The sequence below is a fragment of the Marinobacter sp. UBA3604 genome (genome assembly GCF_002375325.1).
Classification (GTDB): domain Bacteria; phylum Pseudomonadota; class Gammaproteobacteria; order Pseudomonadales; family Oleiphilaceae; genus Marinobacter; species Marinobacter salarius.
Genome location: NZ_DFMB01000021.1, coordinates 55576 through 76318, shown reverse-complemented (window position 1 = coordinate 76318; position 20743 = coordinate 55576). Strand labels below are relative to the sequence as shown.

At 56.1% G+C, this 20743-nt stretch carries 19 protein-coding genes and 2 tRNA genes; 6 read left to right on the top strand and 15 right to left on the bottom strand.

The genetic code is table 11. The features are described 5' to 3' along the window. The first annotated feature begins 333 nt into the window (after nucleotides 1-333). On the top strand, nucleotides 334-1149 hold the full coding sequence (locus B2590_RS06315; protein ID WP_127401137.1) for a hypothetical protein: 816 nt from the start codon (nucleotides 334-336) through the stop codon (nucleotides 1147-1149). A gap of 159 nt (nucleotides 1150-1308) precedes the next feature. Continuing rightward, nucleotides 1309-1740, top strand: coding sequence for a universal stress protein (locus tag B2590_RS06310; RefSeq protein ID WP_041333209.1), 432 nt, complete (start codon nucleotides 1309-1311; stop codon nucleotides 1738-1740). A gap of 21 nt (nucleotides 1741-1761) precedes the next feature. On the opposite strand, the gene B2590_RS06305 is transcribed toward B2590_RS06310, so the two are convergent. The 6 genes from B2590_RS06305 to B2590_RS06280 all read right to left on the bottom strand — a co-directional run bounded on the left by B2590_RS06305 (nucleotide 1762) and on the right by B2590_RS06280 (nucleotide 6970). After that, complete coding sequence (locus B2590_RS06305; protein WP_075196843.1) at nucleotides 1762-2433, bottom strand: DUF6901 family protein; 672 nt, start codon at nucleotides 2431-2433, stop codon at nucleotides 1762-1764. After that, nucleotides 2430-4358 carry an ATP-binding cassette domain-containing protein gene (locus B2590_RS06300; protein ID WP_075196844.1) on the bottom strand — a complete coding sequence of 643 codons (1929 nt, stop codon included), beginning with the start codon at nucleotides 4356-4358 and terminating at the stop codon, nucleotides 2430-2432. Before B2590_RS06300 ends, B2590_RS06305 begins: the two co-directional genes overlap by 4 nt. Before the next feature lies 1 nt (nucleotide 4359). After that, entirely contained in the window at nucleotides 4360-5169 is an 810-nt protein-coding gene (locus B2590_RS06295; protein WP_127401134.1) for an MOSC domain-containing protein, read from the bottom strand. A 140-nt stretch (nucleotides 5170-5309) separates the two neighbouring features. After that, nucleotides 5310-5385, bottom strand: a tRNA-Gly gene (locus B2590_RS06290). 77 nt (nucleotides 5386-5462) lie between these two features. Continuing rightward, complete coding sequence (locus tag B2590_RS06285; protein ID WP_127401132.1) at nucleotides 5463-6206, bottom strand: TetR/AcrR family transcriptional regulator; 744 nt, start codon at nucleotides 6204-6206, stop codon at nucleotides 5463-5465. A 161-nt stretch (nucleotides 6207-6367) separates the two neighbouring features. Beyond that, complete coding sequence (locus B2590_RS06280) at nucleotides 6368-6970, bottom strand: DUF924 family protein (protein WP_036208113.1); 603 nt, start codon at nucleotides 6968-6970, stop codon at nucleotides 6368-6370. A 96-nt stretch (nucleotides 6971-7066) separates the two neighbouring features. On the opposite strand from B2590_RS06280, the gene B2590_RS06275 reads away from it, so the two are divergent. The 4 genes from B2590_RS06275 (at nucleotide 7067) to B2590_RS06260 (ending at nucleotide 11300) form a co-directional block, all read left to right on the top strand. Beyond that, nucleotides 7067-7453, top strand: coding sequence for a sirohydrochlorin chelatase (locus tag B2590_RS06275; RefSeq protein WP_036208116.1), 387 nt, complete (start codon nucleotides 7067-7069; stop codon nucleotides 7451-7453). Between the two features lie 56 nt (nucleotides 7454-7509). Then, complete coding sequence (locus B2590_RS06270) at nucleotides 7510-8415, top strand: TIGR01777 family oxidoreductase (protein ID WP_036208119.1); 906 nt, start codon at nucleotides 7510-7512, stop codon at nucleotides 8413-8415. A gap of 148 nt (nucleotides 8416-8563) precedes the next feature. Further along, a tRNA-Glu gene (locus tag B2590_RS06265) sits at nucleotides 8564-8639 on the top strand. A 246-nt stretch (nucleotides 8640-8885) separates the two neighbouring features. Continuing rightward, nucleotides 8886-11300, top strand: a complete 2415-nt coding sequence (locus B2590_RS06260) for a bifunctional diguanylate cyclase/phosphodiesterase (RefSeq protein WP_036208121.1) — start codon at nucleotides 8886-8888, stop codon at nucleotides 11298-11300. A gap of 43 nt (nucleotides 11301-11343) precedes the next feature. Here B2590_RS06260 and der read toward each other — a convergent pair whose 3' ends face one another. The 9 genes from der to ndk all read right to left on the bottom strand — a co-directional run bounded on the left by der (nucleotide 11344) and on the right by ndk (nucleotide 20689). Then, nucleotides 11344-12768 (bottom strand): ribosome biogenesis GTPase Der, encoded by a 1425-nt coding sequence (gene der, locus B2590_RS06255; protein ID WP_036208124.1) that lies wholly within the window; start codon nucleotides 12766-12768, stop codon nucleotides 11344-11346. Between the two features lie 62 nt (nucleotides 12769-12830). Then, a complete protein-coding gene (gene bamB / locus B2590_RS06250; protein ID WP_127401130.1) occupies nucleotides 12831-14003 on the bottom strand; it encodes an outer membrane protein assembly factor BamB in 1173 nt (390 codons plus the stop codon). Then, a complete protein-coding gene (locus tag B2590_RS06245) occupies nucleotides 14003-14659 on the bottom strand; it encodes a YfgM family protein (protein WP_127401128.1) in 657 nt (218 codons plus the stop codon). Before B2590_RS06245 ends, bamB begins: the two co-directional genes overlap by 1 nt. Nucleotides 14660-14709: 50 nt before the next feature. Beyond that, nucleotides 14710-15990 carry a histidine--tRNA ligase gene (hisS, locus tag B2590_RS06240; RefSeq protein WP_127401126.1) on the bottom strand — a complete coding sequence of 427 codons (1281 nt, stop codon included), beginning with the start codon at nucleotides 15988-15990 and terminating at the stop codon, nucleotides 14710-14712. A 40-nt stretch (nucleotides 15991-16030) separates the two neighbouring features. After that, the gene (gene ispG / locus B2590_RS06235) at nucleotides 16031-17149 is read right to left on the bottom strand and encodes a flavodoxin-dependent (E)-4-hydroxy-3-methylbut-2-enyl-diphosphate synthase (RefSeq protein WP_036208144.1); all 1119 of its coding nucleotides are present in this window, start codon (nucleotides 17147-17149) and stop codon (nucleotides 16031-16033) included. 35 nt (nucleotides 17150-17184) lie between these two features. Next, a complete protein-coding gene (locus tag B2590_RS06230; protein WP_286811977.1) occupies nucleotides 17185-18243 on the bottom strand; it encodes a RodZ domain-containing protein in 1059 nt (352 codons plus the stop codon). Next, nucleotides 18233-19015, bottom strand: coding sequence for a type IV pilus biogenesis/stability protein PilW (gene pilW, locus B2590_RS06225; protein WP_286811989.1), 783 nt, complete (start codon nucleotides 19013-19015; stop codon nucleotides 18233-18235). Before pilW ends, B2590_RS06230 begins: the two co-directional genes overlap by 11 nt. 70 nt (nucleotides 19016-19085) lie before the next feature. Continuing rightward, nucleotides 19086-20198 carry a 23S rRNA (adenine(2503)-C(2))-methyltransferase RlmN gene (gene rlmN, locus B2590_RS06220; RefSeq protein WP_007152368.1) on the bottom strand — a complete coding sequence of 371 codons (1113 nt, stop codon included), beginning with the start codon at nucleotides 20196-20198 and terminating at the stop codon, nucleotides 19086-19088. 62 nt (nucleotides 20199-20260) lie between these two features. Then, nucleotides 20261-20689, bottom strand: coding sequence for a nucleoside-diphosphate kinase (gene ndk, locus B2590_RS06215; protein WP_286811978.1), 429 nt, complete (start codon nucleotides 20687-20689; stop codon nucleotides 20261-20263). Between the last annotated feature and the right edge of the window lie 54 nt (nucleotides 20690-20743).

Below are 20743 nucleotides of genomic sequence, written 5' to 3'. Positions count from 1 at the left end.
GCGATCCAAAAATTCATACAGTCGTTTGAATCGTGGTGTGACACGATGAAAAAAAACGGCTCGTTTGTCAATTTGTTTCTGGAAGAATCAACCCGACCAGCCTCGAAATGGACAGCCGAACGGCATCAGGAGGCGAATGGAATTGTTGTTTATCAAGTATGTAGTTCGAGGTATTGATGCGAAACGGTAGGTTTATCACGTAAATTTTAAATTTGTTTACATTTACTCCCGTAGCGCCCCCCAAAACAACTTGATTGGTCGGCGGAGTTACTTTACCTTCAGCCTAAGACTTTAGTCCACAATAATAAAACAGCCTTAACGGAGACCCATCCGATGAAAGACGCTCGCTTGCGGGTACGTTCCCTGGTAACGGCGCTCGCGCTGTTACTGATCACCTCCTTTACGGTCCGCGCCCAGGAAGGCGACGGCTTTCTTTCGGACCTGCATAATTTCCGGGTCAATAACTACATGGCACTCGACGCCTACTATCGGTTCAGCGCAAGCGGCGATACCGAAACCCTGAACGAGATTGTCGCCAGTATCAATGCCGCCAACGAATCCATGAATTCGGTCGCCGACAGCACCGCCGGCGTATTGTCCGGAGAACAGGTTGAAAGCCTCAACGTGGAGTTCGACAAATTCAAGGATCTGATGCGGAGCAACATCAACGACGTGCGCAACACCGGTTATCCCGACCTGCGCCTGGTGTCCGATATGGCGAACCAGGCGTTATCGATGAACCAGGTGGCTTCAGAGATGTACGCGGTTGCCCGGGAAAGCGCCGAAGTCGCAACTGCCCAGAGAGTTGAAGCCGCACGCTCGGCGGCAGTCACTATGGCACAGATGATGGCCAAGTACTCCGCCCGCACCCATTCCTCGGTATCGCAAACCTTCCAGGGCTCCTCCAACGACATCCCTCTTGACGAGCAGGCAAAGCAGTTTGACGCCTTCCTGTCACAGATCACCAAAGGCGGTGCCCAGGGCCCACTAAAAGCCGCTCTGGACGACCTGACCTCCAAGTGGGAGTTCATTCGGGGCTCCTATATTAACTATAACGACAACAACGTTGCGTTTGTGATCGACCGCTATTCCAAAGGCATTCTCCGGGGCCTGGAAACAACCATTGGCCTGTTGCGCGAAAACGCCTGACGTCCACGCCGGCTGGGGCAGATTGTAGCCCCAGCCAACTCTCCTTTTGTCACCTTTCCAGTCAGTCATTGATACCTGTCAGTGTTGGTTTACACTTATGGGACAAGGTACTGCTTTGGCACACCAAGAGTTTGACCCCATCCGCGAAGGAGCGATGCGATGTCGATCTATAAGAAGATACTGGTGGCAATCGATCTGACCGAAGAGGCCCCCCAGGTACTCAATAAGGCCGTCGAAATAAGCAAAGCCCATAGTGCTGAGTTGATGCTTGTGCACGTAGTGGAGCCTGTTGGCTACGCCTATGGGGGCGACATTCCGATGGACCTGACGGAACTTCAGGATCAACTGGACAAGGCGGCAAAGGAACAGCTTGCCGGGTACGGTGAAAAGTACAATGTTGGCAAAGACAATCAGATAGTGACGGTGGGGCGCCCTGAATCCGAAATCCATCGGCTGTCTGAAGAGCAGAGTGTGGACCTGGTCATCGTGGGAAGCCACGGCCGCAAAGGATTCCAGTTGCTTCTAGGATCAACCGCCAACGGTGTGTTGCATGGCACCGTCTGCGATGTCCTTGCGATCCGCATCCAGTAGCCGGACGATGGCCGCGGCGCCCTAGTCGGCGCCGTCGCCCTTCATTTTTGCTTCCAGTTTTCGAAGCTGACTTTCCAGGGAAAAACTCACACTGGAGGCCATTGAGAAGAAGTTCAGCAATGCCTTCAGGTTACTGTCCCCCTCGCACACCGAATGGATCCGCTGCCATAACGCCTGGTTGACCAACTGCAGGCGTTGATTTCTCTCCACCAGCCCTTTCAGTTCCCAGTCTGGCTCCTTGTGGTTACGTTTCGCCAGGTACTGCTGCAAAAGGTAGTGAGACACACTCCTCATGATGAATTCATCGTTGCTGGCAAACGGCAAGTGATGCACGGCCATCGACTTCAGTTCGGACAACACCGGACACCCGCTTGTCGCCATTTTCAGCCCCAGCAATGACCTCAGGGACTCCTCAAGCGTGGTGTCCTTGGAATAACGCCTGCGGTCGTCTGTAACCTCCACAGTCACCTTCTGGTAGGCGTCCTCTGCCTGAAAGGCGTTCACAACCGGAAGCATTTCAACGGCGGCGGGACATCGTGGCGACTCCGATGCTTTCAGCGGGCAGTTGGCGCATTGGCAGTGCTCCAACCTTGTCCAGCTCGGCAGGTTGCCCACCGGCTCAGCTGGCCGGTCCGTTACTTTAAACGTCTCGGAACGCTTGTCTTCAAATTTGAAGTGGTACGTTACATTCATTGATTCGCCTGTTCTTCCAGCTCCATCCAGCGCTCGATGACCTTCTCCAGGTGGGCTTCCTTGTCCCCGAGGTCCGCCAGGGTCGTGGAGACGCTCTCAGCGGGCCCGGAGTAGAATTCCGGATCGGAAATCTGTGCCCGAAGCTTTTCCAGTTCCGCCTCCAGCTCTTCAATCTGGCCCGGAAGTTTTTCCAGTTCAAGCTTCAGTTTGTAGCTGAGTTTTACGGGTTTTGTTTTTTTGGTGTCTGCCACTGCGGGCGCTTCCGGCTTCTTTTCCGGCACTGGGCTCTGGTTCTTTGGCGGCTTGGTGGCCTTTCGGCTTACCCCCTCAGAAGGGAACCGGCCACCCTGCCTCCGCCAATCGGTATACCCACCGACAAACTCCGCGACTCTGCCAGAGCCGTCCAGGAACACCGTATCAGTAGCGACGTTATCGAGGAACTCGCGGTCGTGGCTGATAACGATCACAGTACCGGCAAATTCCACCAGCCGGGATTCAAGTAACTCCAGGGTCTCCACGTCCAGATCATTGGTCGGCTCATCCAGCACCAGGATATTGGCCGGCTTGCTGAAGAGCTTGGCAAGAAGAAGACGCGCACGCTCACCCCCGGAAAAGACACGCACAGGGGACCTCGCCCGTTCCGGGCTGAACAAAAATTCCTGCAGATATCCCAGTACGTGCTTGCTCTGGCCGTTAATTTCGATGAACTCCCGCCCCTCGGACAGGTTATCCAGCGCATTGCGTTCAAGGTCGAGCTCACCCCGGAGCTGGTCGAAGTAAGCGATCTGCAAATTGGTGCCGAGGCGAATTCGGCCATCTGTGGGCTTCAGGTCTCCCAGCATTAGCCGGACCAGGGTGGTCTTCCCAGTGCCATTTTCACCAACGAGGCCAATCTTATCGCCCCTGAGGACCGTCATGTTCATGTCGCGAATGACCGCGGTACCATCAGGATAGGCAAATCCGGCATCACTGGCTTCCACCACCAGTTTCCCGGAACGGGCGGCGTCTTCCACCGAAAAGCTCGCAGTTCCACCGCGTTCGCGACGTTGCTGGCGTTCTTCACGCATGGCCTTTAGCGCCCTCACCCGGCCCATATTGCGGGTCCTACGAGCCTTAATCCCCTGGCGTATCCACGCCTCTTCCTGTTTTAGCCGCTTGTCGAACAGCGCATTCTGGCGATCTTCCTCCTCCAGAGCCTTTTCCTTTAGGTCCAGATAGCGGTCGTACGTAGCGGCAAAACTCACCAGATGCCCGCGGTCCAGTTCCACGATGCGCGTGGCCATGCGGCGTATAAACGCGCGGTCGTGGCTGACAAACAGAATCGCGCCACGGAATTGACCAAGGGCCTCTTCCAGCCAGGCAATGGCGGGCACATCCAGGTGGTTGGTAGGCTCATCCAGTAACAGGATATCCGGCTCGGTCACCAGGGCACGCGCCAACAGGACACGTCGCTGCCAACCGCCGGAAAGCGTGTTCAGACGCTGCTCCGGGTCGATGCCATATTGCTCGAGGATGGCGCCGACTTTCTGGTCCAGACGCCAGCCATCCAGCGCCTCAAGGCGCTCCTGTACTTTCATCAGCCGGTCCAGGCTGGCTTCATCCGCAGTCTGGGACAACCGATGAAATTCCGCGAGCAATTCCCCGGTCTCCGGGAAAGCACCGGAAACGGCCTCATACGCGGTTCGAGTATCATTGACGGGGAGATTCTGGGGCAGCACTGACAACACCGCACCGTCGTCCAGCCGGACAACACCGCCGTCCGCCGTTACCTCACCGCTGACGATCTTCAGTAGTGTGGATTTTCCCTCGCCATTCCTGCCAAGAAGACACACACGTTCACCTGCCTCGATGGTCATAGAGGCTTGGTCGAGCAATGGCTGCATGCCAAAAGCAAGGGATACGGCATCCAGCGTTAACAATGGCACGTTACTGATTCTCCGTTGTGGCAGTCGTTTGCAGAGTAATCGGATCACCGACCCGGATGGTCCCGTCCGATTCATGAATGGCGTTCATTCCGAAAATGACGCCGTCAGAGGTTCGCCGATAGGTTCCAAGCATCCTTAAAGGCTGCAGATCTACGGACTTTACGCCTTGGTCCGGATCCACGGTGGTCATAACACAGCGGGAACAGGGCTTTACCAGCGTGAATGCCGTTTCCCCGATGCGTGCAGATGTCCAGTTGTCCTCATCCCAGGCCCCCGCGCCCTCAACAACAATGTTCGGCCGGAACCTTCGCATATCGATGGCCGAATCAAGGCGCGTGTTCAGCTCTTCAAGGGACGCAAGGTTGGTGATCAGGAATGGAAAACCATCGGCAAAGCTGACCCGACGATACTCGGTAACCCGGCTCGCCTCAACGCGGCGGAAGGTTTCCTCGGGCATATACACAAAGCGAAATGTCTGGCCACAGTAGCGGGACAGCGCAGCAGATGCCTTGTCCTCTCCGTACACCGCTTTCGCCCAGTCCCGCCAGACCCTGACACGACACTCCTCAGTGTCCGGCAACAATGGAAACTCGCCCTCCCCCGGTATATCGACAAAGACCTGACCTGAGTCCAACCGGGTTTTGATCATGGCGAGTTCCGGATTGCTTCGCTGGGTAACGAACTCGCGCTCGGAATCAACGATCATCCAGCGACGGTCATCGGCCGGACCGAACTCGTCCAGAAGGAATGAAGAAACCTGGATTCCGGCCAGGGATTTGACCGGATAGACATACAACGAATGTACCTGCATGGGCGCTCCCGAAACACTGACGACAAGGCATCCAATATGACCTGGCAGTATAACCGAGAACAGGGTGTGAAGACTGTGGCTTGCAGGCTAAAAATGAAAAACCCGGCCTTTCCTTTCGAAAAGACCGGGTTTTTGGAATCTGGAGCGGGAAACGAGATTCGAACTCGCGACCCCAACCTTGGCAAGGTTGTGCTCTACCAACTGAGCTATTCCCGCTTGATCAACGGACGCGTATTCTACGGATTCATCCTGGTTCGTCAACTCTTTTTTCAGGACCTTTTTCATCCCCATATTCAGACCGGTACGATCTTCTGTTCGCCTAACGCCAACCCGATCACGCGCGCAACGGTCTCAGACAGTGCGGCGTAATCCACACGCTGATCGTTGAGTAAAGAATCGTATCCCATACCCAGAGTGACATTCACCAGCAGCGTTGCGTCTCTCTCCGGTGATGGCGAATCCAGCCGCTTCAGTATCTGCCGCAGGCCTGCGGTCCAGGCTTCACGATAGCTTCTTGCCAGGCCCGCAAGACGGTCATCCCTTAACGCTTCCATAAGGAACACCTGCTCCGCCAGCATCTGCTGCCTTCGCTTTGTAAACTGCTCATGGAGATAGGCCGTCGATATTACCGACAAACGCGCAGCCAATTCCTTGCGTTGGGGACCATTGCGCCGAAGGGTTTCTGCAGGGGTGGTATCCAGCACCAGATTGATGGTGTCATAAAAGCCATCAAGATTGTCCCGGGCTTTTTCAGCGAAAAGCATGAATGAGTCACTGATCAATTCATGAATATCGCGAAAGTAATAGGTGGTGGCGGCCAGAGGCACTTTCGCTTCCCTCGCAACAGCTCGATGCTTGATGCCTCGCAAACCGTCACGAGCTGCAATTCGAAGGGTCGCCTCCAGGATTTTAAGACGCCGTAGCTCGCTTTTTACACGTAAGGTCTTGCGCCCCCTGTAGCGAATCGACTGCCGAAGTAATCGGTTCTCCGGCAGTTCACTGTTCGCCTGGAGTGCGGGGTTCTGTAACTGCCCCATGGCTGGTTTTCCTTGTTTCGATCGCCGGCCGCCTGCAATGGCCCTGAGACCTGTGCAGCGAAGCCTGATTCTTGTTAGTTTTTGTAAATTCTGCCGCATAAGGCGCCATGAAACCTTGATGGGCTTGGCAGTTCCGGCCTGTTGAACGGATTTGAAGGCATTTATTGGCCGAAGCGCTTACCGTTGGTCAGGTAGGCTTGCTCCTCCGGGCTCGAGGAGCGTTTCAGTGCCTGGTTGCGGTGTGGAAAACGGCCGAATTGGTGGATGATATCCCGATGGTCACGGGCGGATTGTAGAAAACTCTCCATAAAATCTCCGACAATGCCATCGGTGGCGGCGGCCAATTGTGAGTAACACTCCACAGACAGATCCTGATCCTCACGTTTTTCCGAGTGCTGCAGCGGCATATAGAGGAAGCCCCGCTTTACCGGGGGCAATTCCATGTCCTGTCCATCACGCATCGCTGCCTTACAGAGCTTTACAGACAACCGGTCATTGGAAAACGCCAGCGCTCCGCCCCGATGAATATTCCGTGTGAACTGATCCAGCAGGATGATCTCTGCAAGAGCCCCGCCGGCCGTCTTGCGCCAGTGCCGCAGACCGTCCTCTGACGCAAAAAGGACCATCGACAGGAAGCGTCGCCGGATTTCCTGGTCGAAGGCACGCGTGGAACGGAACCAGCGATTCCTGTGAAAGCTGTCCGGCAGGCCGTGCTCATCAAGTTCACCAAACCAGAAATCCAGAATCTCTTTCCAATCGAACATATACCCATCCTATCGTCATCGAGCAGCACAGTGGCAGGCCTGCGGCTGCTACACTTTAGATTACTATCCCAGCTTTTATTCATACCAGGAGATACTATGAACGGAGAAGCTCCCCGAATAATCCTACTTGCCCATGGAAGCAGCGATGAGCGCTGGTGCCGGACGTTCGAAGCATTGGCAACCCCGACACTTGAATCTGTACCCGGGTCCCGCATTGCCTATATGGAACTGGCAGAGCCCTCCCTGGATACGGTTATCAGCGAGGGAGCAAGTGAAGGCGTCCGACAGTATACCGTCGTGCCGCTATTCCTGGCGGCGGGCCGTCATCTCAGAAAAGACGTTCCCGCGATGATCGAGGGGCTACAAAGCCAACACGAGGTCAGCATTACGCTTGCACCACCCATCGGTGAGAATCCCGAACTGGGGAAAGCCATTCGTGACGTTGTGATCCACGAACTCGACAGCCACAAACAGCCGGCATAACCCATCACCGACAACTATCAATAGCCGACCATTAACCGACCCAGGAGCGAGCAGCAATGGATAATCGGATTCTGATCACCGGAGGCACCGGATTCATCGGCCAATCATTGTGCCAACAACTGATCAGCAAAGGCTACGCCCCAACCGTCTTCAGCAGACAGTCCACGGCAAACGTTCAGGCTCTTTGTGGACGTGTAGAGGCGTTGGGAGATCTCGAGCTGCTACGAGGCCACCCGGGGTTCGGTGCGGTTATCAACCTGGCTGGCGAAGGCATCGCCGATAAACGGTGGTCCGATCGCCGCAAACAGGAACTGCGGGACAGCCGTATCGGCCTTACTAGCCTCCTGGCGAACGTGATAAGGAGCTGGGAATCACTCCCGCGCGTGCTGGTGTCCGGTTCTGCGGTGGGTTTCTACGGCGACCAGAGCCGTGAACACGTGACTGAGCAAACGTTGCCCCATGACGAATTCACTCATCGCATGTGCCGTGACTGGGAACAGGAAGCTCTGAGCCTGGAGGCTGACGGCGTTCGCGTATGCCTGTCGCGGACGGGGATTGTTGCCGGCCCGGGTGGCGGTTTCCTGCAGCGCATGCTTCTACCCTTCCGCCTGGGTCTTGGGGGACGACTTGGCGACGGCGAACAGTTCATGCCATGGGTTCACCGGGACGACGTGGTCGCAGCGCTTGTCTGGATGCTCGAATCCGACAAGGCCAACGGCCCCTACAACGTCGTGAGCCCCAACCCGGTCACCAACCGGCAGTTTACAAAGTGTCTTGCCGGCGTTTTGGGCCGGCCGGCCATTTTCCCGGCACCAAGTCCGGTCCTTAAGTTGGCGCTGGGCGAAATGTCCCGGTTGTTACTGACCGGCCAAATGGCCATACCCGAAAGACTCGAAGCCGAAGGGTTCCATTTCCAGTATCCTGAATTGGGCCCAGCCCTGGCGGATTCGGTAAGGTACTGAGGCGGTCCTCGGAAAGGCTCAGGGCAGCTTCCTCGACCAACCTGCTGTGCTCGCGAAAGCCATTATTTTTTTAAAAACCGTTTGACAGCTCGTATCGCCTTACTTAATATACGCGCCACCTCGACGAGGCAAGCTTTTGAAGCGATGCGTCCCCTTCGTCTAGTGGCCTAGGACTCCGCCCTTTCACGGCGGCAACAGGGGTTCGAACCCCCTAGGGGACGCCATTTTTTCAGCTTCTTTTTCTTTGCAGGTCCACCCTGCACTCCCAATCGATCAGCCCTGCATGCGCAGGCGTTCAACACCCCCGAACACTGCCCGCTCCCAAGACATTAACAAATCCTGAACAGTGACACATTTCTCCCGATTTTTCCTGTATTTGCGAGGCATTTGCAAGAAACTGCTGCTATAGTCCTGAGAACACCGTCTGACCATGCTCATTGAAACCTGCCAGGGTGGCCGAAGTATAGGACATGCAAAAACTGTTGACTCGCCTGCAACGATTTCGAACCGGGTCTCCCCTGTCCTTCAGGCTGCTCGCATACATCCTGTTGTTCAGCTCGTTGTTCACGCTCATCTCTTCAGCTATCCAGATATACTCGGATTACCGGAAGGACCTGTCGCAGATCGACAGGCGCATGATGGTTGTCGAAACCGGCTATACCTCCAGTCTGGCCCGCAGCCTATGGGCGCTGGATCAGAAACTCCTACAGACCCAGCTCGAAGGCATACTCAGCCTGCCAGACATCGTTCACCTACGCCTCAAAATTGAACCGGATTCCGAACTGGTCATGGGCGAAATCCCTCGCAACGCCCAGACAATCAGCCATACGTTCAAGCTCACCCACCAGGGTGATGAAATGTTCAGTTTGGGTCAGTTGACCATCACCGCCGATCTGAAGCGGGTGTTCTCGGACATGCGCCAAAAAGTCGTAGTGGTGCTGACCACCCAGTTCCTGAAGACCTTTTTCGTTTCGATCCTGATCATCTGGATTTTCCAGCACTTCATTGCGCGGCACCTGACCACCATGGCCAACTACGCCCGCAATTTCTCACTCAACAACCTGTCAGACCCGCTTGAACTGGACCGACCGGACACCCAACTGAATCGAAATGACGAACTGGCCCAGGTCACCGTTGCCATCAACCAGATGCGGGAACGTCTCAACGATGACCTCGAACGACAGGAGCGCGATGCCCAGGAAATCCGAAAATTCTCCAAGGCGATTGAGCAAAGCCCGTCATCGGTGCTGATTTGTGATCGCCAGTGGCGTATCGAATACGCCAACCAGAAATTCAGCCAGCTCACCGGCTACGACGCAGCCACCATCGCCGGAAAACACCCGGGCGTGCTATCCGAGGATGCACAGGCCCATCGAGAAAACCGCCAACTGTGGCAATCCATCCGACTTCAGGTCCAACGCGTGGGGGTCTGGCAGGGGGAAATCAACAGCGTTCGCAAGAACGGTGAGCGCTTCTGGGAACAACTGATCGTAACCCCCATCAAGAATTCCAAGGGCGAAGCCACCGGCTACCTGATTCTTGGCGAAGATATCAGCATTCGCAAGCGCTACGAGCAACAACTGCTCAGACAGGCTAACTACGACATCCTGACCGGGCTTCCCAACCGAATGCTCGCCCTGGATCGCCTGAAACTGGCCCTGGCCCAGGCAAGACGCGAAAGCTCCCTGGTTGGCGTGATGTTTCTCGACCTGGACAACTTCAAGCACATTAACGATACCCTTGGGCACGACGCCGGTGACAACCTCCTGATAGAGGCCGCACGACGGATTTCCAGCTGCCTTCGGGGTACCAGCACCGTCGCCAGGCTTGGTGGTGATGAGTTTCTGGTGATATTGCCCGGCCTGACGGGCCCCGAGGCGACGTCACAGGTGGCAGAGCGTATCCTCAAGACCTTTGCCCCTCCTTACCTGCTGAATGGCCAGGAAGTGTTCGTAACCACCAGTATCGGTATCTCCGTTTTCCCGAACGACTCCGATAACAGCGGCACCCTGCTTCAACACGCCGATGCCGCCATGTACCAGGCCAAACACAAGGGTAAAAGTGCCTATGCTCTCTTTGCTCCGGAAATGACGGAAGTCTCCCATGAACGGCTGCAGATGGAATCGCTGATGCGCCGGGCCCTGGAGCAAAAAGAGTTCGAGCTCTACTACCAGCCCATTGTTCGCACCGAGTCCGGCCAACTGTGCTCTGCCGAAGCCCTGCTGCGCTGGAATAACCCCGGTATGGGTATGGTCATGCCCGACCGGTTTATACCCCTGGCGGAAGAAACCGGCCTGATAACGCCGATTGGTGAATGGGTGTTACGGGAAGCCTGCCTGGCGGCCATACGCTGGAAAGAGTCCACTGGTACGGACATCGGCATTTCAGTCAACGTATCTCCCAGGCAATTCAGGGATCCGGGCTTTGTCGACACCGTCATGAATGCTCTCAAAGCCAGCGGTTTGCCCCCCCAGCAACTGGAACTGGAAATCACTGAGCGACTGATCCTTGATAACACCATAGAAACCGCCGATATCCTGCGGCAACTCGATCAATCCGGTATTCGCCTGTCAGTTGATGACTTCGGTACCGGCTATTCGGCGCTCAGCTACCTCAAGAGCTACCCTTTCGATACCCTGAAAATCGACAAATCCTTTGTCCAGGACGTGATGAAGGAGCGGGAGGACGCCTCGCTGGTGAAGGCCATTATCAACATGGCCCACAGTCTTGGCTTGAGTGTAATTGCAGAAGGCGTGGAAGAAGAAGCCCAGACACACTTCCTGCAACAGGAAGGCTGTGACTATTCACAAGGCTATTTCTACAGCAGGCCGATGCCCGAAAACGAGTTTCAGGAGTGGCTAAAGACCAACCATCGCGCCCTTTGATGCAGCACCGACTGCCTGGCGCTGCCCCGACGGTCGGATCGTTTCAGCGTTTCTTGCTCTTCATTCGCGCTTTCTTCCGCACCGGCCGCCCTTTCTTCAGGTCATTGTCCTGTTTGACCTTCTGACGCGGCGTCAGCCGGCTAACCTTATTAGCGAACGGGTTTTCACTGGAACGGAACTCGAAGCGAATGGGAGAACCATTGACCTTCAGCACTTTACGGAAGGTATTCTCCAGATAGCGTTTGTAAGCCCCTGGCAACGCGTCAGTCTGATTGCCATGCACCACAATCACTGGAGGGTTGGACCCACCCTGGTGGGCGTACCGCAGCTTTATTCGACGCCCCTGCACAAGCGGCGGCTGGTGTTGGGCGGTAGCATCCTGGAGGATGGCCGTCAGGCGATTGGTCGGCCACTTGGCCATCGCTGACTCATAGCAGGCGTGAACCGAATCGTACATGACGCCCACACCGGAGCCGTGAAGGGCAGATATGTAGTGCTTGTCAGCATAATCAAGAAAGTCCAGGCGGCGCTGAACCTGCTCTTTTACCTTGGCCCGGTCGTCCGGGTCCATGCCGTCCCATTTGTTGACCGCAATCACCAGGGAACGGCCGGCATCCAGAACAAAGCCAATCAGATGAAGATCCTGGTCCACCAGACCTTCCCGGGCGTCGATAACCAGGATGACCACATGGGCGTCATCGATAGCCTGGAGGGTCTTGATGATGGAAAACTTCTCCACCACCTCACTGACATTCTTACGCCGGCGCACACCGGCCGTATCGATCAGTGTGTACTGGTTATCCATGCGTTCAAACGGGATGTAAACGCTATCCCGGGTGGTGCCGGGCATGTCATAGACGATCACCCGGTCCTCTCCGAGCATGCGGTTGACCAATGTTGACTTGCCCACGTTCGGCCGCCCGACAATACCAATGCGTATGCCCGGATAACGATCGGCACGGTCCTGCCCTTCGCGCTCTTCCTCGGACGGCAGCAACTCTTCCAGCATGGAGCGAATGCCCCGGTTGTGAGAGGCAGCAATCAGATAGGTAGATTCAAAGCCCAGGCCGTAGAAATCGGACGCGGCGATGTCGGGGTCCTGGCCATCCGTCTTGTTGACCACCAGATGCGCCCGCTTGCCGGTTTTCCGAAGATGGGCAGCAATCAGTTCGTCGCCGCCATTGAGGCCGGCCTTGCCATCTACCAGAAACAGGACAATGTCAGCTTCCTCGACAGCCTGCATGGACTGGCGGGCCATTTCAGCGTCCAGGCCTTCCTCACCCCCGGTCAGGCCACCGGTATCAATCACGATAAAGCGCTGCCCTTCGTAATTGCCCTCACCGTATTTACGATCACGGGTTAAGCCGGGGAAATCCGCTACAAGCGCATCCCGGGACCGCGTCATTTGATTAAACAGTGTCGATTTGCCCACGTTGGGGCGCCCGACAAGAGCAATTACAGGGGTCATAGTCTTTCGCTACACATTAAACAGGGCCCGCGCTTCACAGCGATAGGGCCGGAAAGGAGCACTCAGTCGAGCGTCCGGAGTTTCAATACCGACAGTTTACCGCTATTGCCATACACAAGAAGGTTACCGTTCTGCAGGCGCTGGAAAGGCACCCGCAGGCCCTCGTCGTCAAATTCAAGCTGACCCACCAAGCTGCCGTCTTCCAACGACAACATATGAATATACCCCTCGAAATCACCTATCAACAGGTAATCCTCATAGACAACCGGCTGCGTTGGCTGCCGCCAGGATAACCGGTCCTGAACCCACAGCTCGCGACGGTCGGAACCGCGGTAGGCCGTGATATCGCCGTTGGCACCCGCGACAAAAATATTACCGTTGCCGATCATTGGTGACTGCAGGCTGGAGGCGGGACGACTCCAGATTTCCTGTCCGGTTTGCAGGTCAACCAGCGCAAGCTTGCCCTGATAGCCCACAATCATCGCCGCGCTCTCTAGAATCAGCGGCTCACCGGCCACATCAACAAGCCGTTCAAGCTCGGTACGGCCCTGCGGCTGGCCCACTTCATACTGCCAAACGGGCTGGCCGGTCTCAGTGGAGATCGCCATGAGCTTGCCGTTGGCCAGTGAAGCCAGCACAAGGTCTGCCCCGACAAGCGGCGACGCCGCTGCACGTATTGACAGGACCGGGACATCACTGTCGTATTGCCATGCCTGCTCCCCGGAGGCGGTATCAAACGCCAGCACCTTGCCATCAATGGTCTGTGTCACCACCAGGCGCCCATTGGACTGGGGGGATGCCAACACTTCGTTGGGCAAAGGCTGCCGCCAAAGCGCAGAACCATCTTCGCGCGACAGGGCCATCAGCTCAGCATCACGGGTGACCAGGTACAGGTTTCCCTGATCGCCACCAACGCCGGCACTGATTTCCTCGTCAAGATCCCGGAACCAGAATACCTCGCCGTTTTCGGAGCCGACGGCATAAACCTCGCCATCGGCTGATGCCGCATACAAACGGTCTCCGGTGTTCAGAGGGGCGAGGTACAGGAAGTTGTCATCATGCCCGTCCCCAACACCCATACTCCAGACAGGCTCAAGCCCGACACTGGATGAAATCTCCGGAACCGGTGCAGGTTGCTCAAAGGTGTCGCTGGTACTACATCCTGCAAGGACAGCCAGTGTCAGCATACCCGCAAGCGAAAGGAGTCTGGTATGCCCGTTAACCAACCAGGGCATCAGGCTCCCTCCTCAACACCAAGGTCGGATAGCTTGAGCTCAAGAATGCCGCTACGACCCTGCTGGTTCATTTCACGGGCCGCCAGATACGCTTCTCGAGCCCCCTCACGATTACCCTGGGCTAGCAGGATATCGCCTTTAAGCTCGGTAAAAATAGCGCCGAAACTGCCGGTATTGTCCGTACCCTCAATGGTTGCCAAAGCATCTTCGTACTGTTTCGCCGAGAACTGGGCGCGGGCCAGGCGGTTGCGAATAACCAGCGCCAACGCTCCGCTTTCGCCGGCTTTTTCCTGTGCCCAGGTCAGGGACTCGATCGCCCCTTCCGGATCGCCCTGGTCCATAACCTGCTGGCGAGCAAGCATCAACATGCCATAGATAGCGAAAGCGCTGTCGCTGTATTCTTCTCGCAGGTTCTCGGCCACGTAAGCAACGGTATCTGCGCGATTTTCATCGCTCTCATCGCTGTAGGCATTGATCAGCTCGGCAAACTGGGAAGCCGCTTCCGTACGCTGCTGCATTTGATGGTTCTGCCAGGCCTGCCACCCGAAAACAATAGCCAGCGCCGCACCGACACCGATCAGAAGCGAGCTGCCATTCTTTTTCCACCAGTCCTTGATTGCCTGGACCGTTTCTTCCTCAGTACGCATTTCAGCCATGATGACTCCTGCAATAGATGTTTATTATGCTGTAGCTCGTCGGCGCGCCATCAGCGGCCAAGCAATTCTTTCAGTGCCACTGCCAGGTCGCCCTGGGCAACGTCTTGCTGCGCCTCATCCGAACGTAACGGCTTAAGGCCGGCGGTCCCGCTGGCAACCTCATTCTCACCCAGAATGACTGCGTAACGGGCGCCACTGCGATCAGCCTTCTTCATCTGACTCTTAAAACTACCGCCACCGCAGTGCCCCATCACCGTCACACCCGGCAAGGCATCGCGAAGGGATTCACACAACGCCAATGCTGGGGCCACGGTGGATTCACCCATAGCCGCAACATACACGTCTGCATTGCCATTGGCACTGTCTGGCACAAGATTGAGCGTTTCCAGCAGCAAAATCAGTCGTTCGAGCCCCATGGCGAAACCGACCGCCACCGTTGGCTTGCCTCCCAACTGCTCCACCAGCCCATCGTAGCGACCACCGGCGCAGATCGTCCCCTGGGAGCCCAGGCTGTCGGTAATCCACTCGAATACGGTTTTGCCATAATAATCGAGCCCGCGAACCAGCTTTGGATTCACCGTATACTCAATGCCAGCCGCGTCCAGCAACGAACGCAATTGGCGGAAATGATCCCGTGATTCATCATCGAGGTAGTCATCCAGGCGAGGCGCGTCCACCAGAAGCTTCTGTGTGACCGGGTTCTTGCTGTCCAGAATGCGTAGCGGGTTCGAGCCAAGACGCCTTTGGCTGTCTTCGTCCAATTGATCCCGGTAGTCCGAGAGGTACGCGACCAGCGCCTCGCGGTATTCCCGACGGGCAGCAGACGTACCTATGGAATTGATTTCCAGGCGGGTGTGTTCACTCAGTCCTAGCGCGCGCCAGAGCCTGGCCGTCAACACGAGGAGCTCAGCATCAATATCCGGGCCGGTCATGCCAAAACATTCCACGCCGATCTGGTGGAACTGACGGTAACGGCCTTTTTGGGGGCGCTCATGACGAAACATGGGGCCGGTGTACCAAAGCCGGCGGGTCTGATTAAAAAGCAGACCGTGTTCTTCGGCGGCACGCACACAGCCGGCCGTACCTTCGGGGCGCAGGGTCAGGCTGTCACCGTTGCGATCCTCAAAGGTGTACATCTCTTTCTCAACGATATCTGTCACTTCGCCAATAGAGCGCTTGAACAGGTCCGTCTGCTCAACCACCGGCATGCGAATTTCCTGATAACCGTACTGGGAAAGCACTTTCCTGACCGTGTCTTCCACAAACTGCCACACCGGCGTCTGCTCTGGCAGGATATCGTTCATCCCGCGGATTGCCTGGATCTTAGCCAAGTTACTACCTTATCTGTGTCGGTGATTTGACGATCTGCTCTCAGTCGGCCGAGCGGGTAATGATCGCTTCTTCCTTTTCCTTGCGACGCGCCACTTCCTCACGGATCAGCCGTTCCAGGTCGTCGGTCAGGTTGGCATTGTCGAGCTTCTGATTAGGCTTGCCCGACGCGTAGAACAGGTTCTTGGGGCTGCCGCCGGTCAAGCCCAGGTCAGCAACCTTTGCCTCGCCCGGCCCGTTTACAATACAGCCAATGATGGCAACATCCAGGGACTCGTTGACGTCTTCCAGACGAGCCTCAAGGTCATTCATGGTCTGGATGACATCGAAATTCTGGCGTGAGCAGCTTGGGCACGCGACGAAGTTGATACCCCGGCTGCGCAGGCGCAAGCTTTTGAGAATATCGTAGCCGACCTTGATTTCCTGCACCGGGTCTGCCGCGAGCGATACTCTGATGGTATCCCCAATGCCGTCCATCAGCAGCATGCCCAGGCCAACAGAGGACTTCACTGTCCCGGAGCGAAAGCCACCAGCCTCGGTAATACCCAGATGCAGGGGTTGTTCTATCTGTGCAGCAATCTGACGATATGCCGCCACCGTCATGAAGACCTCTGAGGCCTTCAGGCTCACCTTGAAGTCCTGAAAATCATGACGGTCGAGAATGTCGATATGGCGCATGGCCGACTCAACCAGAGCCTCGGGTGTCGGTTCCCCGTACTTACGTTGCAGTGCCTTTTCCAGCGAGCCCGCGTTGACGCCAATACGAATCGGGATATTGCCATCCCGCGCGGCGCTGATCACGGCGCTGACACGGTCATCCCGACCGATATTACCCGGGTTGATACGAAGACAATCAACACCCAGTTCCGCCACCCGCAGAGCAATTCGGTGATCGAAATGGATGTCAGCCACCAATGGTACCGACACCATTGAGCGAATCTTGCCGAACGCTTCCGCAGCATCCATTGTAGGCACGGATACCCGCACAATGTCCGCTCCAGCTTCCTGCAGGGCGCGGATCTGGCCAACGGTTGCATCCACGTCACAGGTGTTGGTGTTGGTCATGCTCTGGACAGCAATAGGCGCATCGCCACCCACGGGAACATCGCCTACCATTATCTGGCGTGATTTGCGTCTTTTGATCGGAGATTCGTGATTCATATAGCCTGCTAACCGCAAAAGAGGGTTCGAAACGTTCAGATATCCAGCGAGAATTCTGCTCGGTTGTTGACGACCCGATAACCGGAAAGGTCAATCGGTTGGCCATCAAATCTTATAGATTCGATGGCATCGACTGCGCCGACAACAACGTCGATGGGCAGCCTGCCTGATACATTAATCCTGTCACCATCCCGTTGCAGGGATCCCACCAGGCGATTGCCCGCCGAATCGGTTACCTGAACCCAGCACTCATCGCTGAATGTCATTTCCAGGCGAGCGCTGCCGACGGCAGCCGTTGGCTGGGCGCTCTCCTGAAACGCTGGCTCCGGCTCACTGGTCACCACCGGAACCTGGCTCTCATCAATCTCATCGACAGCAGGTTGCGCAGCGGGAGCGGAATCGTCTTCAACCGTCGGGGCCGGAGAGCCAGAGACCTGCTCATTCACCTGAGGGTCCTCAGGCAGCTCTGCCAACTCGCTATTGTCCTCAACGATCGACGCTTCATCAACCGGCGCGGATAGCCTATCGGCCTCTTCCTCGGTTTCAGGCTCGGCTAACTCGGTATCGACAGTGTCGTCCACCGACACCGTCTCTTCGGACGGTTCAGGCTGCGCGGGAGCAGCCGTTTCCGAGGACACAGCCGGTTCCGTCGTGTCGCCTGTTATACCGTCCAATTCGCCCATAAAGCGCAATGCGAGAAAGGCAATTACTGCTATGGCCAACAGGAGAAGCAGCAACTTCGCAACGCGGCGTTTCCGCCGTCTGCGACGTTCGATATCAATCAACGGATTGGCTTCTTCTGCCTGCACTTTTCGCTGCCGCAGTGGCTCCAGCTCCTCATCCAGCGTCGCAATCACCGCATCCGGATCAAGGTCAACCTGTCGCGCGTAAGTTCTGACATAGCCTTTGAGGAACAGTTCACTGTCGATCTGTTCATACTTCCCGTCCTCTATCGCCTGTATCACCGCCGGACGAAGATGTTGGGCATCGGCCACGGCTGAAACACTGAGCCCCTTCTGCTCACGCGCACGTTTGAGCAAATGGCCCGTTGGCTCATTCAGGCTCGACGGTTGTTGTGCATCATCACTGTCCATTGGATGTCATCACCCTGTATTGTTGGTATTCGACAGAGTTTGGAAAATTGTTTTTCAGCAGAAGTCCGAGGCTTGATTCCCGGTTCCTGTCGCCCAGATGCCGGGCGATGCGAATACCTGTGTAGAGGCTTTCCGGAGAATGGCGGAGATTCTGATTCCGTTGCATCAGCGTCATCAGGCGGCTGTAGTAGCGAGACGCGGCCTGATGTTCTCCGGATTCGACCAATGTCCGTGACAGTGCAAGCAATGATTTTGCGTCACCACGGGATAATTCAACAGCGCGCCGGTACGCCGTCTTGGCGCCCTCAAGGTTGCCAATTCTTTCTTCGGTCAATCCGAGATTGAAGAACACGGAGGCCCTGTCGTTGTATGACGTATCCCTGGAGGCCGCGAGGAACTGTTCGCGGGAATCCTCAAACCGGCCAGCGCCGTACAGGAATGCCCCGTAATAAACGCGCCCACGGGTATACCCCTGATCACTGTCGAGTGACTCCTTGAAGGATCGCTCAGCCAGCTCCGGCTCACCCTCGGCATTGTAGATCAGCCCCATGGCCGCCAATGCCCCGGGGTCATCAGAGTCCAATTCAAGCGCCCGTTCGAGGTGGTGTCGGGCTCTTTCCAGATTATTCTGGCCAATATAGGCGGTCCCCAACTGGACATAATTCCTGATGGCCTTGTCGCGATCTGCCTCGCGGGCAAAACGGCTATCGGTATTGGTCACGCACCCCGCGACAAACGTCGCCAACAACACCACTACAAGCGCGGCCTGCATCCTTTTCACCGAATTAAATGTCACAGTCGGTAATTCCTCTTGAATTGGAAGGTGCATATCAGCACTGGGTTTACGGACTGACCTGCTGCACCTGGATATAACGCTGACTACGCTTGGTGCGGTCTTCCACCATCCCTACCAGTTGGCCACAGGCAGCGTCGATATCGTCACCGCGGGTGGTTCTCACCGTGGCGATGTACCCTGCCTCATTCAGAACTGACTGGAAACGGCGGGTGGCGTTCATACTTGGACGCCGGAAATCGCTCTCCGGGAACGGATTGAACGGAATCAGGTTGATCTTGCACGGAAGACCGCGAAGTACCACTGCCAATTCCCTTGCGTGCTCAGGCTGGTCGTTAACGCCCTCGATTACAGTGTATTCGATGGTTGCCTTTCGCTTGTCCGGCAGACGTGCCAGGTAACGACGCGTTGCTGCAAGCAATTCCGCAATCGGGTACTTTTTATTCAACGGCACCAATTGGTTACGCAACTCATCATTGGGGGCATGGAGCGAAATGGCCAGTGAAACATCGGTAACTTCACCCAATTTATCCAGTGCCGGAACCACACCAGAGGTACTGACGGTGACACGTCGCTTGGAAATGCCGTAGGCCAGGTCCTCCATCATCAGGTTCATGGCATCGACAACGTTGTCGAAGTTCAGCAGCGGCTCGCCCATTCCCATCATCACCACGTTGGTAATCGGGCGATCCGGACCGGGCTCAAAGGGCATGAACGCCTTACGCGCAACCCAGACCTGCCCAATGATCTCAGCAGCGGTAAGGTTGCGGTTAAATCCACGCTTGCCCGTCGAACAAAACGTGCAATCGAGGCTGCAGCCAATCTGCGACGACACGCACAACGTTCCGCGCTCACCGTCAGGTATGAGCACGGTTTCAACACTGTTGCCGTTGTCCATGCGCATGACCCATTTGCGGGTACCGTCTTTGGAGGACTCGTCGTACACCACCTCTGGCCCACGAATTTCCGCAACGGCCTTCAGCTTTTCCCGCAGCACCTTACTCATATTGGTCATTTGGTCGAAGTCATCGGCCCCGCGCTGGTGAATCCATTGCAGCACCTGTGTTGCGCGGAAACGTTTCTCCCCCAGGGACTCAAAAAAGGCCTCCATTTTGGCCTTGGGCATTCCCAAAAGGTTGGTTTTCTCAGCAACAGCTGTCATTTCATAACCTCAATCAAATAACCAATACGGGCCGGACGTATGCCCGGCCCGGTACAGCCTGATCAGCCGCGCGGGCAGATCTCACTGTCATTGAAAAAATACGCAATTTCGCGCTCAGCTGACGCAGCAGAATCTGAACCATGAACAGCGTTGGCATCAATTGAAGATGCAAAGTCGGCACGGATGGTGCCCGCTTCCGCTTCCTTGGGATTGGTTGCTCCCATCAGGTCACGATTCTTCAGGATAGCACCGTTGCCTTCCAGAACCTGAACAACAACTGGGCCAGAGGTCATGAACGCAACCAGATCATTGAAAAACGGGCGCTCCTTGTGCTCGGCGTAAAACCCTTCTGCCTGCTCCTGGGTCAGGTGCATCATCTTCGCGGCGACAATGGTCAGGTCCGCTTTTTCGAAGCGTGAGTAGATTTCGCCGATCACATTTTTTGCGACTGCATCGGGCTTGATAATCGAGAGCGTGCGCTCGTTTGCCATGATCTATCTCCATTAAGGTTCAGAAAAATTTCAGGGTTGGGATTATACGCAGTC